10 protein-coding genes are annotated in these 13,719 nt (G+C 67.1%); 4 read left to right on the plus strand and 6 right to left on the minus strand.

Annotation, left to right across the window (positions count from 1 at the left end):
- The first annotated feature begins 4 nt into the window (after window positions 1-4).
- On the plus strand, window positions 5-1,003 hold the full coding sequence (locus ACP3TD_RS18740; protein WP_426764488.1) for a fumarylacetoacetate hydrolase family protein: 999 nt from the start codon (window positions 5-7) through the stop codon (window positions 1,001-1,003).
- 147 nt (window positions 1,004-1,150) lie between these two features.
- On the opposite strand, the gene ACP3TD_RS18745 is transcribed toward ACP3TD_RS18740, so the two are convergent.
- Window positions 1,151-1,714 (minus strand): DoxX family protein, encoded by a 564-nt coding sequence (locus tag ACP3TD_RS18745; RefSeq protein ID WP_426764490.1) that lies wholly within the window; start codon window positions 1,712-1,714, stop codon window positions 1,151-1,153.
- A gap of 131 nt (window positions 1,715-1,845) precedes the next feature.
- Window positions 1,846-2,808 (minus strand): LysR family transcriptional regulator, encoded by a 963-nt coding sequence (locus ACP3TD_RS18750; RefSeq protein WP_426764491.1) that lies wholly within the window; start codon window positions 2,806-2,808, stop codon window positions 1,846-1,848.
- Between the two features lie 181 nt (window positions 2,809-2,989).
- Here ACP3TD_RS18750 and ACP3TD_RS18755 point away from each other — a divergent pair, with 181 nt between their 5' ends.
- Entirely contained in the window at window positions 2,990-3,127 is a 138-nt protein-coding gene (locus tag ACP3TD_RS18755; RefSeq protein ID WP_156368405.1) for a hypothetical protein, read from the plus strand.
- A gap of 114 nt (window positions 3,128-3,241) precedes the next feature.
- Here ACP3TD_RS18755 and ACP3TD_RS18760 read toward each other — a convergent pair whose 3' ends face one another.
- Entirely contained in the window at window positions 3,242-5,920 is a 2,679-nt protein-coding gene (locus tag ACP3TD_RS18760) for a helix-turn-helix transcriptional regulator (protein WP_426764492.1), read from the minus strand.
- Window positions 5,921-6,296: 376 nt separating this feature from the next.
- Between ACP3TD_RS18760 and ACP3TD_RS18765 the strand changes: the two genes are divergently transcribed.
- Entirely contained in the window at window positions 6,297-7,385 is a 1,089-nt protein-coding gene (locus ACP3TD_RS18765) for a hypothetical protein (RefSeq protein WP_426764493.1), read from the plus strand.
- Window positions 7,386-7,439: 54 nt separating this feature from the next.
- Here the strand turns inward: ACP3TD_RS18765 and ACP3TD_RS18770 are convergent, their stop codons facing one another.
- Genes ACP3TD_RS18770 through ACP3TD_RS18780 form a run of 3 tightly spaced genes read right to left on the minus strand, consistent with a single transcriptional unit; the run spans window position 7,440 to window position 12,150 of the window.
- Entirely contained in the window at window positions 7,440-8,810 is a 1,371-nt protein-coding gene (locus ACP3TD_RS18770; RefSeq protein ID WP_426764494.1) for a glycosyltransferase family 2 protein, read from the minus strand.
- Window positions 8,807-10,699, minus strand: coding sequence for a polysaccharide deacetylase family protein (locus ACP3TD_RS18775; RefSeq protein WP_426764495.1), 1,893 nt, complete (start codon window positions 10,697-10,699; stop codon window positions 8,807-8,809). Before ACP3TD_RS18775 ends, ACP3TD_RS18770 begins: the two co-directional genes overlap by 4 nt.
- A 47-nt stretch (window positions 10,700-10,746) precedes the next feature.
- On the minus strand, window positions 10,747-12,150 hold the full coding sequence (locus ACP3TD_RS18780) for a polysaccharide deacetylase family protein (protein WP_426764496.1): 1,404 nt from the start codon (window positions 12,148-12,150) through the stop codon (window positions 10,747-10,749).
- A gap of 573 nt (window positions 12,151-12,723) precedes the next feature.
- On the opposite strand from ACP3TD_RS18780, the gene ACP3TD_RS18785 reads away from it, so the two are divergent.
- Complete coding sequence (locus ACP3TD_RS18785; RefSeq protein WP_426764497.1) at window positions 12,724-13,689, plus strand: chitinase; 966 nt, start codon at window positions 12,724-12,726, stop codon at window positions 13,687-13,689.
- The last annotated feature ends 30 nt before the right edge of the window (window positions 13,690-13,719 follow it).

The following is a 13,719-nucleotide window of genomic DNA, read 5'->3' on the forward strand; positions in this document are numbered from 1 at the left end:
ATTCATGGTCAAGATTGCCCGGTGGAATCACGACGGCGGGACGCAGTCCGGCTTTGTCAGCGACGGCGCCTGCCATCCGCTGCCTGCGGGACAGGACGTGCAAGCCCTGCTGGACGCCGGATTGGAGGAGACGCTGGCCATTGCCCGGCGGACCATCGGCTCCGGCGCGGCGGTTCCGCTGGCGGGTGTGCAGCTGCTCGCCCCGCTGGCGCCGGCCACCATCCGCGACTTTGTGGCCTTCGAGGAACACGTTGAGGGCGTCCGGAAGAGCATCGACGGCGTCGCCGGCGTGGTGCCCGAATGGTACGAGGCGCCCACGTTCTACTTCACCAACCCGCACACCGTGACCGGCACCGGCGAGGTGATTGGGATCCCGGCCGGGTGCGTTGACCTGGACTTCGAGACTGAGGTGGCAGCCGTCGTCGGGCGCGTTCCCGGCAGCGACGGCCGGAACCTGGACGCGGACGCGGCGCACCGGCACATCTTCGGCTACACCGTCCTCAACGACTGGTCCGCCCGGGATTTGCAGCGCCGCGAGATGAAGGTCAGCCTGGGGCCGTGCAAGGGAAAGGACTTCGCCAACACCCTGGGCCCATGGATCGTCACAGCGGACGAGTTCGAGGACCGCCATGACGCCGAGGGCTTCCTGTCGATCTCCATGTCCGTCGAGGTCAACGGCAAACAGATCGGCCAGGACCTGCTCTCCAATATGGGCTGGCCTTTCGCGGAGCTGGTCGCTTACGCCTCGCAGGACTCGGTGGTTCGGCCGGGCGATGTACTGGGCTCTGGCACATGTGGCAGCGGCTGCCTCGCCGAACTCTGGGGCCGGAACGGCGCCCAGACTCCTCCGGCGCTGAAAACCGGCGACGTGGTGCTCATGACCGTCGAAGGCATCGGAAGCATCCAAAACACCGTGGGCAGCCGACGCGAGGCCCTGACCCGGGTCCCAGCCCGGACCCGCCCCCGCAACCGGGTCGCCGCTGCGGCTCCTTCCGGAATCTAGGTGGCTTCCCTCCAGTTGGAGGGCCGGACTGCGGTGGTCACCGGAGCAGGGTAAGGCCAGGCGCCGCGGAGGCGCTCCTGCCGGCAGAGCCCGGGGCCCGGGTGATCGCAACGGATCTGGCGGCGTGGGCGCTGCGCGGGGTACGGCTCAGGCGTCTTCCGCGGCAGCGCCGGCGGCCGGAGCGGCATCGTCTGCAGCGAGGGCTTTCCGCCGGCGGGAAACCTGGATTGCGATGGCGGTGGGGATCGCGGCCAAAGCGGTGATCCGCATCCACGGCCGGTCCAAGACGTGGCCGGTCAGCGCATCCAGGGAGTAGAGTCCGGATCCCCCGATCGTGAAGGCGGCGGCTGCCAGGCCCAGCACGGCCGGGTACTCGAGGCCGCCTTCCTGGGCGAAGAAACCGTTCGGGGCGTGGACGCTGGCCGCTACGCCCATGGTGGTTGCGGCAGCGGCGCCGGCGGCGGGGGTGGCCAACCCCAGGGCCAAGGCAAGCCCGGCTCCTGCTTCACCTACGCCCGCAAGGACGGCGCTTGTCTTAGCGGGGCGGAACCCCATGGCGTGCATGCCCTTACTGGTGCCTTCGACGCCTCCTCCGCCGAACCAGCCAAAGAGTTTTTGGGATCCGTGAGCCACGAGCACTCCTCCCAGAGCCACCCGGAACAGGGTCTGCGCGGCGGCCGCCGCCTCGGGGCTGGTGGTTGCATTGCTCATAACAGTCCTCCTTGGGTTTGCTTGAGTCGCTGCACGGCTCGTTCCAGCACGAGTCTACGGCTGCGCAACCACCCCGTCACAGGGAAGAATTATGCGGGGACCCCCTCCGGGAGCCGGTCCATGCCATGGGTCTACGGGGTACCCGCCGCGTGGATGGCCACGGGATGGGCGTTGACTGGGAAGAGTTCCTGCAGCCGGCCGCACGAACGCTGGACCACGGACCGCAGCCAAACGCTTGCCGGGTCCTCCGTCTGGGACGGATGCCAGTACATGGCCTCCACCAGGGATGCCTCGGTCCCGTCTGCAAATTCCAGGACCGCGATATTGGCCCCGCGCCCGGCGCGTGCGGCCAGCATCCGCGGGACCATCGCCACAAGATCCGTCCCCTCCACCAGCAGCGGCAGGGACAGGAACCCGGCCACCACGGCGGCCACCCGGCGCTGGAGGCCCAGCGACTCGAAGAGTTTGTCCGCCGGGGTGCTGACGCCCTCGCCGAAATACCCGACGGCGTGCGGCACCGTGACCAGGTCTGCCGGTGTGAGCCGGGGCTGCTGAAGCAGGGGATTCCCGGCGTCCGCGACCACCACAAAGCTGTCCCGGAAAAGCTGCCTGCTGGCACCCTGCATGTGGTACCCGGTGGGTCCCACCAGAAGGTCGATCTTCGAGTAGTCGGCCAGCTGGCCCTGGATCCCGGATTTGGAGGTGGGCATGAAATCCACTGACACTCCGGGAGCCTCCTCACGGAGGATCCCCCGCAGGGGGCCAACAATCAGCGCGGCGGCATAGTCCGAGGCGGCGATGATGAATTCCCGCTCGCTGGTGCCGGGGTCGAAGCCTGACCGCACCCGGGTGGCACGCTGGATGTGCAGCAGGGCTTCATCAACCAGCGGGACCAAGGATTGCGCAAAGGGCGTGAGGTCATAGGTGCGGCCGTTGCGGACGAGGAGTTCGTCGTCGAAATGCCGCCGGAGCCTGGCCATCGCCGCGCTGGTGGCCGGCTGGCTGAGCTGGAGCCGTTCCGCCGCCCGGGAGATGTTCTTGAGCTCCAGCAGGACCTGCAAAGGGGGCAGCAGGTTCAGGTCCAGGTTCTTCATACCCACAGGTTATCCGCGCCCCGCATCCGCAAGGACCGAGCGTCCCCGCGGCCAGCTTCCGGACCGCCTTCCGCGCGCCCCCGGATGCGTAAGTAGCATCTGGGTGATTGGAGTGCCCCCTACCCGCAGAAGGGTGGCGGCCACCCTTTCGCAGCGGCACTCCCCCGCCAAGAATTGCTGCATGGATGCTCAGGAAATGGAGCGGGTGTGGCATGGAAGCCACCGGAAGGGCCAAGCCAAGATGTGGCAGCTGGCCTTCGTCTGGTGCGTCCTTGGCCTCGTGTCGATTTCGGTACTCATGACGTCCCTGCCGCTATAGCGGGGACGCCCGGCACCACCAGGGCCCGGCCGGAGAGCTGCACTGCAGCCCACACCGGCGGGGCCCCTTTTGTGGGGGAATGTGTTGGAGCGACCTTCCTGGCGAGCCCGGCTACTACGGGAAATCCTCTCCGTGGCTCCACACCTCGGAAAGTTCCTGCCGGCTCGAAACCCCGAGCTTTCCGTAGGTGCGCTGCAGGTGGGCGTTGACTGTATTCACGGAGATCCCCAGCCGGACAGCCGCTTCCGCGCTGCTCAGTCCGGAAGCTATCAGCCCGGCCACTTCCCTCTCCCTGTTGGACAGCTTGCCGAGGTCAGGGAGGGAAGCGGGGGGCCGTGCAGCAGTGGTCCCCGCCGGCGGCACGGCCCCGGCGCCCAGGACATCGTCCTGCTCAGGATCGTCGTACCCGGGGAAAGCTGCCTCCGGATGCGACGCCGGCAGGTCGTCCTGCGGCTCTCCCAGCATTGCCGGCGGCACGCTCCAGACGAGGTCCGCCACGCCCACCTCCTGGGACCTCACTCCGCGTGCTCCCATCCGTGCCGCAAGCCCCAGATTCAGGTTCTCCAGGGCGCGGTGTCCCCGTTTGCCAGCGGTATCCGCCAACTGCAGCAGCCTGCGGTTGGATAAGCCTGCACCGCTCACCACCGAACGGGCCGCCGAAGAGTAACTGTCCGCCAGCCGGGCAGCCAGATAGCTGCCGGACTGCCGTCTCGCGTCGTAGGCTGCCAAGGCGCGGCGGACCTGCCCCACGTCTCCCAGCAGCCACGCGGCCGCGGCAAGTCCACCCAGCGTGACCGGAAGCAGCCCTTCCGGGTCTGCTTCATCGAAACGCACCTTCGCTTGCCGGAAATGCTCACACGCCAGGTCGAGGCTGCCCTGCCGTGCCAGGACAAAAGCCCGGTACAGGTGCGCCGGCCCCTCAAAATAGCTGAGCCGGCCCACTGTCTGCCGCGGCGCCCCCGAGCACACCATTTCCCTGCCACCCCATTGGCCCCGCCAGATCAGGTTGGAGCCGTGGATGATCAGCACCACGGCATGGAAGTCCACAGTGCACCGGGCCAGGCGTTCCAGGGATTCCAGGGCGGCGGTGGACAACTCCACTGCCTCGGCAAACCGGCCGCCAACGGCCAGCCCCTGCGAGACCAGCGCCATGAGCAGCACACCCGCTTCGGTAGTCGGCAACGGAGGCGGGCCACCGGTTTCCCCGCCGGCCCGGTGATCGTTGCCCAGTGGGGCGCCTATGGTGTGCTGCCGGCTAAGCCGCTGGTACAGCGCATCCCCGGCGCGCGGCCAGGTGCCGGACTGGGCGTCAAGGTACAACTGCAGGACGTCCAGTTCGTCCCGTGCCTCCTGCCCGCCAAAAGGCTCGGCATCGACGGCGGCCTCCACCCGTCGTCGCGCATCGTCAACGAGGGCATGCAGAACGTTGGGGTCCGGGGATGTGGGATACAGCGCCCGCACCAGCAGCCAGACCGCCCGCAGGAATTCCCTGTTGTCCGCGCCGTCCGAGGATGCCAGCAAACGCCTGAGTAACTGGACGCTGCCATAGATGTCCCCCATGAGGTACAGGGCCCTTGCATGTTCGACGCCGGCCGGGAGCCTGAGTTCCGGCGCAGTCACCCCCGCGGCTGCGTGCCGGGCGCGGTGGCTGTCATGCAGGTCGTTGGCGGCGATCGCGACAGCCAGCAGGTCGGCGTCCGGCGTAGGCAGGCCGCTTACCTGCTCCAGGGCGACGCGGCGGAACAGGTCCCACAGCGAGCCGGCATCGCCGTGGGACATCTGGCCCCGGAGGGCCAGCCGCAGTTCACGCTGCTGGTCCGGCGCCAACTGCTGCAGGGCAGCACCGGCTTCGAGGACATGGTTGAGGGTTGCGGTAGCGGCAGCGGGATCCGGCAGCCCGGCGTCCTGGATCCGGACGGCGCCCGCAGACCGGAGCTCCGCCAGGGCTACGCTCCCTGCCAGCGCTTCGGCAACGCCGACGGACAGCGGCTCGCCGACGGCCAGGAAATCTATCAGCTGCCGCTGCTGGTGCGGATACCTGGCCAGCCGGCGCGTCACGAGCTCCTGGATCTGGGTTCCCCCGCGCGTGTCGCGGGTCATCGACCATTCACCGCCGGAGCAGGCCAAACCGCCGCCGGCCACCACCGCATCAAGGAGGAGCCTCGCGGCCAGCATGTTGCCCGCGGAGGCTGCCTGGATATTCCGGACCAGGCCTTCGGAAGGCCGGCCCTGAAGGCGGGACTCCAGGAAGTCCCGCATCCGTTCCGGACCAAGCTCGGAAAGGTTGACCACGGACAGCTGGCGGGCCACCACCGACTCCATGAGTTCCATGCGCAGCGGCCGGTCGGAACGGTGGGTTGCCAGCAGCCGGATGTCCGGTTCGGACACCACCCTGTTGAGGAGCCAGAGCGACAGGTCGTCAAGGAAATCTATATTGTCCAGGGCCAGCAGCACAGGCACCCCCGGTGGCCCGGCGCTGCGCAACGCCTGGCGTGAGGCCTGCACCAGGAACCTGGGGGAAGCATTCGATTTCGCGGGCAGGTCCGGAATCAGCGCCATGGCAATGCTGAACGGAACATCGGTGAAGGAACTGGCCGCGGTGCGCGCAACTACAGAGAAGGTGCCCTCCAGGACGGAGGCCGCGGCGTCCAGCAGGGTTGTCATGCCCGAACCGCCGGCGCCGGAGATCAGCACACCTGCCGGTTCCGGCCCTGACAGTGCGACAACAATGTCATGCAGCTCCGCTGCCCGGATGATTCCCTGAGAAGGGTGGTTGCCTGCCGCGTTGTCCATGGTCCTGTCTTAGGTGAGGGCCACCGGGCGCATTTCCTGGTGGCCGCGGTAGGACCGTTGTCGAGATGCTCACACGGTATCGGGCCATTTCAGGCAGGGATTGAGTGTGTACTACTTGGATTTTCGGGCCCCGGACCGGGTATTCCCGATTCGGGCGCTGGACCGGGCCTGTGTAAGGTTGGTTGGCGTGGGCAGGTTCCGGCGCCTGCGGCTGGGGAGTTGACGAGCGCCGATTGATGTAACTGCCCCCACCGCGATCCACCATCCCGGGCGATAGAAAAGATGACGCGCAGCGTTGCCGCTGCGCGGTACTTTTGCGCGCCCGCGGGGGTTCGCCATGGTCTCGGAGTCCATGCACCCAACAGATATGAATCCCATGAAACACCTGATCACAGCTCTTGCAGCAGTGCTGCTACTGGCCCTCGGCGGACTGTTCACGGTTTCGGCCACACAGTCGTCCGCCACCACATCCGCAGCCACGAAAGCAGCCGGACAGCGCCCGTCCGAGTCGCCGGCCAAGGACAAAGCACAGCCCAAGCGGACGCCCGCCCCCACGCCAAGCAGCACACCGGTCGCCGCGGCGGAAACTTCCCCTGCGGCCGCCGCTCCCGCTCCGGCCACCCAGGCACCGGCCCCGGCAGCGCCGGCTCCGGCTCCCGCTCCCGCCATTGTTCCGGCGGCAGCCACCGGGAGCGGCAGCAGCGCGTACCCCCTGCACAGCAACATCATCAGCACCACGTTCTGGGTTGGCGAGATTTTCAACGCCAGCCTCTCGGACGGTTCGCAGGTCTGCTCCACCTACAACAGCCAGTGGGCATTCCAGCACACCGGGGTCAAGCTCGGCACCGTTGCCGCCGACGCTGCCGGATGCCCCGGCAGCTACTACGGCGGATGTGACGGAGTGAGCTCCGGTTCCGGCGCCGATTTCAAGTGCGCCACCGAACGGCGCGTTGCCAGCAACGGATACTTCCCGCTCAACCAGCCCAAGCCGCTGCAGAACCCGTTCTACCTTGACCTGCCGTACGACGACCTGAACGACGGCGTCGCCTTCCAGGAGCGTTGCCGGGTGATTCCCTGGGCTGCAGCGGATAACGCCGCCACCGGGGCGGACCACTGCGCGGACCAGGGATACAGCTACATGAAGAACCGGTGGGTCCAGATCACGGGCCCGAACGGCAGCACCTGCTACGGACAGATCGAGGATGCCGGCCCCTCCAGCGGCTCCGAGTACCACGACTCCGCTTACGTCTTCGGGGCCGGCGACGCACGCCCGGTCAACCAAAGCTTCTCCGCCGACGCCAGCCAGGGTGCCGGCATGGACGTCTCCCCCGCCCTGAACGGCTGCCTTGGCTTCGCCGAACTGGACGGCAGCAGCGACCGCGTCTCGTGGCGCTTCATTGACCGTGCCAACGTTCCGGCCGGACCGTGGCTGACTGTCGAGACCACCTCAGGAGTCAGCAACTGACAGCAGGCGGCAGCACCTCGAGCGGGGCCGTCTGACGGAGCCTCCTGACAGTTGTCAGGAGGCTCCACTCCCGGCCGTCACCGGGGTCAGCTCTTTCCCCTGCACCCTGCGGGCCGGGCTGACCCAGGCGCCGGTGGAGGCGGAGGAGAACGCCTTCGGGAGTACCTGGAGGCACAGGAAAGCATCCAGTATCCTCATCAGCGGGAACAGCGGTGCCATCAGCAGCATCCCCGGCTTGCGAAGGGAAACCGCTGCCAGGATGGTCAACAGGAAGTCCGGCAGCAGGACACCGAACAGCACATCCTGCGGCCGCAACAGGCCGGACAGGAAGACAGCAACGTCCCAGTCGCTGCCGAAGGCCGTAACCTGGACCGCAGCAAACATGGAGACGAGGAACACCGGCAGCAGCAGCACAAAGAAGACGCAGCTCATCAGCAACTCGAAAATGTACGTCGCCAGGACCAGCCAGAACCGGCCCGTCTGCTTCCGGTGGCGCCGGACCGTCTGCCAGAATCCCAAAATCCACCGGCGGACCTGCTTCATGTAATCCTGCAGCCTGTCCGGGTCCTGGGTATAGGCCACCGCCGCGGACGGGTGGAACGCGATCCTGCCGAGTTTCCTGGCGTGGATCTCGAACGTCATGTTGAAGTCCTCGATGACCAGGCCGGGCGCGACGACGTCGATCTCCTGCAGCGCACTGGTCCGGTACATGCTGGCGAACCCCGGAACGATGGACACCACGTTGGCACCGCGCGCGGCCTGCCCGTACTTCAGCAGGAGCTGCACCACGATGTACAGGCGCTCCCGGTACGCCACCAGGAACCGTCCCATGGCGGTGGGTGACGGCGGATCCATGATGGATTTCGCCCTCCCTGCCACGGCCACCACCGTTGGATCGGCGAACAGCGGCAGGCCGGTCCGAAGGTAATCCTCGGTGGGACGCGTATCGGCATCCAGCAGCATCACCACCTTGAACCGCCGGCACAGGTCGAAGTGCGCAATCCCGGCGGCCAGGGCGCCCGCCTTGCCCCGGTTGGGCTCCAGCTCCAGTACCTTAACCCCTGCTGCGCGTGCCAGCTGTGCCGTGTTGTCCGTCGACATGTCGGAAACCACATGGATGTTCCGGCGCGGTACCAGCCTCGACGCCGCGCGGATGGTCTCGTTGATCACCAGCGCCTCGTTATGGGCGGCCACCAGCACGGCGACGTGGGACGGCAGGATGCGGATGCCGGTTCCCCTGTGGCGGCCCCTCCGGGGCCTGGCGGCGACGGCCGGCAACCCTGCCCTGACGGACCGCCACGTGCGGTACCGGTGTCTCCAATCCTCCAACAGCCAGGAGTTCTCCCCTGCGAGGCGCACCAGCCCCACGAGAGTCCAGAAGATGGTGCTGACACCAAGGACCAAGATGATCGAAACAGCAATCACAGCGCCGGAGCCCCCACAGTGTCGTACATCGCGTAGTCGTCCGTGATGAGGGTGCCGTTGCTGAAGAGGTTGAGGCCGAAGCTGATGGCGGTGGCCCCCGCCGGCAGTGCCGGTGTGGTGAAGCTTGCCTGCGTGTAGGTGGCGGTTGGGGCGAGCCAGGGGCTCGAGGTCCAGTACACCCACGTCCCTGCGGAGTTGCGGTAGTAGACCGCGAACTGGGTGGTGGCGGTGGAGGTGTACCAGGCCCGCAGCGAGTAGGTCTTGCCGGCGATGGCAGGTGGGGCGCAGGAACCGGAGTCCAGGGACGGGAGAAGCTTGCTGTCACCGTTTGAGTAGTTACTCATCACCAGCCGCACGGCCTTAGTACCGGAGTGCGCCCCGGTGGCCAGCGTGGCGTAGGTGGCGGTATTGGTTCCGAAGCCCGCCGTCTGCCAGCACTGCGGAAGGGTGCCCGTGCCGGCAGTTTCCAGCCCGGCGTTCTGCACGAGGTTCGCGCCCGCCGCCGGTGGTGGCGGCGGCGGTGTTGCGGCGGCGTCGAACATCTCGGCGTCATCGGTGACCAGCGTGCCGTTACTGAAAATGTTCAGGCCGAAGCTGATGCCGCTCGCCCCGGCGGGAAGGGCCGGTGTGGTCCAGGACGCCTTCTGGAACGTGGTGGCCGCTGCAAACCAGGGGCTTGAGGTCCAGTAGGTCCAGGAGCCGATTCCGCTGCGGTAGTACAGGGCGAACTGCGTTGGAACCGTGGATTTGTACCACATGCCCAGGTTGTAGCTGTGCCCGGCCGTTCCCGCGGGTGAGCATCCGCCCAGGTCGAGGGACGGCAGCCATTTGGCGTCACCGTTGGCGTAGTTCCGCATCACCACCTGGGCTCCCCTGCCGGTCCGGCCCTGGTTGACGGTGCTGAAGGTGGGGGTGTTGGTTCCGTATCCGCCCTGCTGCCAGCACTGGGGAACGCCGTTGGTGAGCGTTTCAAAGCCCGGGTTCTTGACCAGGTTGCCCGTGCCGGGCGGCGGAACGGCGGGCCCTGAAACGAGCGGCTTGACCGTCCCGCCGATGACCTGGTCCACCGTTTTGACCGTGGTGGTGGCGGGGCGGGTCTTCAGCCAGTTGGCGAACTGGTTAAACAGGGTGGGCGAGATGGTGATGGGGTCGGAAGGGTTGTTGGCGATGTGGTGGAACGTCAACTGGACCCATCCGCCGGCCCCGTTCTCGGCCTGCGTGACGCTCCTTTGGAGGTCCGCCAGCGTCCATGTGTTTTCCACCTGGTCCGGCGCCGCCGTGTAATAGGGGTCGGCCGGCGGCATGGATTCGCCCACCGCACACGTGCCGCAGCTGAATCGGGTGCGGATATCGCCCAGCCCGCGGGCGCTGTTGTAGCCGCAGTTCCGGACGATTGTCTCGGTGCTGGCGTTGGCCGCTGCGAAGGGGTAGGCGAAGCTGGTCACCCGGAATCCCCAGTTGCTGAGGTTGACGCGGTCGTTGCAGACCTGCCGCGTGGCTTCATCGCTGGGCAGGGTGGTGAGGTCCGGGTGGGTCACGGTGTGGCCGCCGATTTCGTGCCCTGCGGCCGCCAGCGCCTGGACCTGGGCGAGCGTGAAGTAGTTCGGGGTATCTACGACGCCGGAGGTCACGTAGAAGGTACCCTTCAGTCCCAGCGAGTTCATGGTCTGGGCTGCTGCCAACTGGTCCGCGTGGCCGTCGTCGAACGTCAGGCTGACCACCGTGGGCGCGGCAGCCTGGGCTGCGGGCGGGCTCATCACCAGGCCGGCGACTGCCAGGGCCAGGGCGGCCGCCACGGTCACCAAGGATTTAGCCCGGCGGAGCAGTCCCAGCCGGGCACCCTCGCGGGGAGGCAGTTCTTCCACAGACTCGCAGCCGGTTGTTTTCATGGCTTACCACTCGATTCATCTTGGGGAGGCCCCCGGGGGATGGGGGCTCACTGGGCAGGAGGCGGCGCCCCCACGGTGTCGTACATTTCGTAGTCATCGGTGGCCAGCTGGCCGTCGCTGAAAAGGTTGAGCCCGAAGCTGATGGCCTCTGCGCCGTCGGGAACAGGCGGCGTCTCCCAGACCGCTTGCCCGTACGTCGTCCTGGCGGGGAAGTACGGGCTGGCCGTCCAGAACTGCCAATCACCCATTGCGTTGCGGTAGTACACGGCGAATTGCGTCCGCGCCGTGGACTGGTACCAGGCGCGGAGCGAGTAGGTGTGACCCGCGGTGACGCTGGGCGCGCAGGCTCCCAGGTCCAGGACCGGCAGGAGCTTGGCGTCCCCTGATTTGTAGCCCGTGACGTCCAGCCTCCGGGACGTGCCGTCCCGGAAGCCGGGAGCCAGGGTTGCCAGTTCGGACGAATTCTCTCCGTAGCCTGCCACCTGCCAGCATTCCGGCAGGCCATACTTTCCCGGTGTTTCCAGCCCAGGGTTCCGCAGGGCGTTGACGCCCGGGCCGGCAGGGGGTGCAGTTACTCCCGGGACCACAGGCTTGGCTACTTTCCCGATCACCTCGTGGACTGTCCGGACCCCCATGGTGCCTTGGCCTGTCCGCGCATCCAACCAGGCGGCAAACTGTTCGAACAGGGCCGGGCTGATTGACAGCGGATTTCCGGAGTCATCGATGTCGTAGAAGGCCAGCTGCAGCCAGCCGCCTGCCGCCTCAGCCTGTTCCACGGTCTGCTGGAGCCCCTGCAGTGTCCAGTCGCGGCCCACCTCGGCTGTGGCACGGGTGTTGAAGGGATCCTCCGGGCGTACGGTCTCGGCCGGGGCGCAGGACTCGCAGGAGTGCGGGCTGCGGATCCGGTCCAGTCCCCGGGCGCTGTTGTAGCCGCAGCCGGACACGATCTCCTCGGCCGCGGGGGACGACGCCCCGAACGGGTAGGCGAAGCTGGTCACCTTGAAACCCCATTCACTGAGCTTCGCCCGGTCACTGCACACCTGCCGTTGCGCTTCGCCGGGTTCGACGGCGGTGAGGTCGGCCAGGGTGACCGTGTAGCCGCCGATTTCGTGGTGCTGTTCGGCAAAGCTGTGCAGGTCCTCCTGGTTCAGGAAGCCGGCGGCGCCAATGAAGCCTGAGTTGACGAAGAAGGTGGCGCGCAGCTGGTGATCAGCCAAAATACGGGCCGCTTCCCGCTGGCTGGACCGGCCGCCGTCGAACGTCAGGGAAACTGACAGCAGCGGCGCAGCGCCTGCGGTGGGCGGATCGGAAGTTTGCGGGCCCACCGCAACGCCGCTGCGGTCCCCGCCGTTGGCCGTCATCAGCGACGCACCGCCGGTCAATACGGCAATGACTGCAATCCAGGACACGGCAAGGAGGCCCACCCTCCTGCGCGAAGCACGGGCCTGCATTGACGCCAGCTTGCCATTCCCAGGGCCGGCGGTCCCGGAACCGGGATGCTCGCCGCTCACGGCGCGGACCTGCCCGCAGCGGCGCACGGCCATCGGAGGGCAACGCCCTTCATTGACGAGATTTCCATGGTGAGACCCGTTTCTCCACCGACCAGTTCAGTCGTTCACAGCCTCAGCCTATGGAGGGCCGTTCCCCCCGGACACGAGTAGGCAGTACCCGTATTTGGCTTTTTGATTACGTATCCGCGCGAAGCCACTACTCGGCGCTGCCTGCCCGGCAATTGCGCCCCGTCATGCAAGGAATCCTGGCCTGAAAATGGGGCGCCTATGGTCAAATGGTGGTTCAGGAGAGTGGACAGGAAATCCGACCAACGCGGGGGACATGTGGCAGGCAAACCGGGCACCGGCCAGGTCAGCAGGGCTGCCGCGTCCCCTATACCATCGCGGGCGGGAAGGGTGCACCTGCCTTCGGGCAACCGGCGTTCCAGCACCCGGCTCGCCGTGGTCGCCGCAGCCGTAACGCTGGTAGTGGTTGGCGGTTTCTTCCTATGGCGTTTCATTGCGGAGGCGGGCATGGCACAGCAACCGTGGTTTTCGGGATATGCGGACGTGACGGTTGACCCGCCGTACGACTTAGCCGGGACCGGCCTGCCGGACAGCCGTAACGTCACCCTGGCCTTCGTCGTCGCCGACTCCTCGCAGCCGTGCGCTCCCAGCTGGGGCAATGCCTACAGCCTCGATGCTGCCAGGGACGCGCTCAAACTTGAGCAACGGATCTCCGCCCTGAAGTCCAACGGCGGCGCCATTGCGGTTTCCTTTGGCGGTTCAGTTAACACTGAGCTTGCCGTCGCATGCCAGGACCCGGTACAGCTGCAGGCGGCTTACCGCTCAGTGGTGGAGCGCTACTCCCCTTCCACCATCGATTTCGACATCGAGGGAGATGCGCTGCTTAACGGCCCGGCCGGGGAACGGCGGGCAGCGGCGGTGGCCGCCCTTCAAAAAGAAAAGGACGGGTGGGGCGGCGGACTGGACGTGTGGCTCACGCTCCCGGCATCACCACGTGGGTTGACCGACGACGGCATTGCCGTGGTGGACCAGATGCTGGCCGCCGGGGTCGACCTGGCCGGCGTCAACATCATGACCATGAACTACGGGTCCAGCCGCGGGTCCTCGCAGAGCATGCTGGACGCGGCGGTGGCGGCCGCCGGTTCCACCCACGATCAGCTGAGCCTCAGCTACCAACGGGTAGGGACCAGCCTCAGCAGCCAGGAGATCTGGTCGAAGATGGGCCTGACTCCGATGATCGGCGTCAATGACCTGCCGGGCGAAGTCTTCGGGCTGGACGCGGCCAGTGGCCTCAACTCCTTTGCCGTCCAACAAGGCATCCAGAGGGTATCCATGTGGTCGCTCAACAGGGACCGGGAGTGCGTAGCCGCCGCTGCCGATGGCCAGGCGAGCCACGTGTGCAGCGGAGTCCAGCAGGAGCCCGGCCAGTTCGCCAAGGCCCTCGCCGCAGGTTTGGAGGGCAAGCTGCGGTGACGCCGCGGCGGGCTGCCTGCCGGAGTTGCC

This window comes from Pseudarthrobacter sp. 1G09 (genome assembly GCF_050038305.1).
Lineage (GTDB): Bacteria > Actinomycetota > Actinomycetes > Actinomycetales > Micrococcaceae > Arthrobacter > Arthrobacter equi.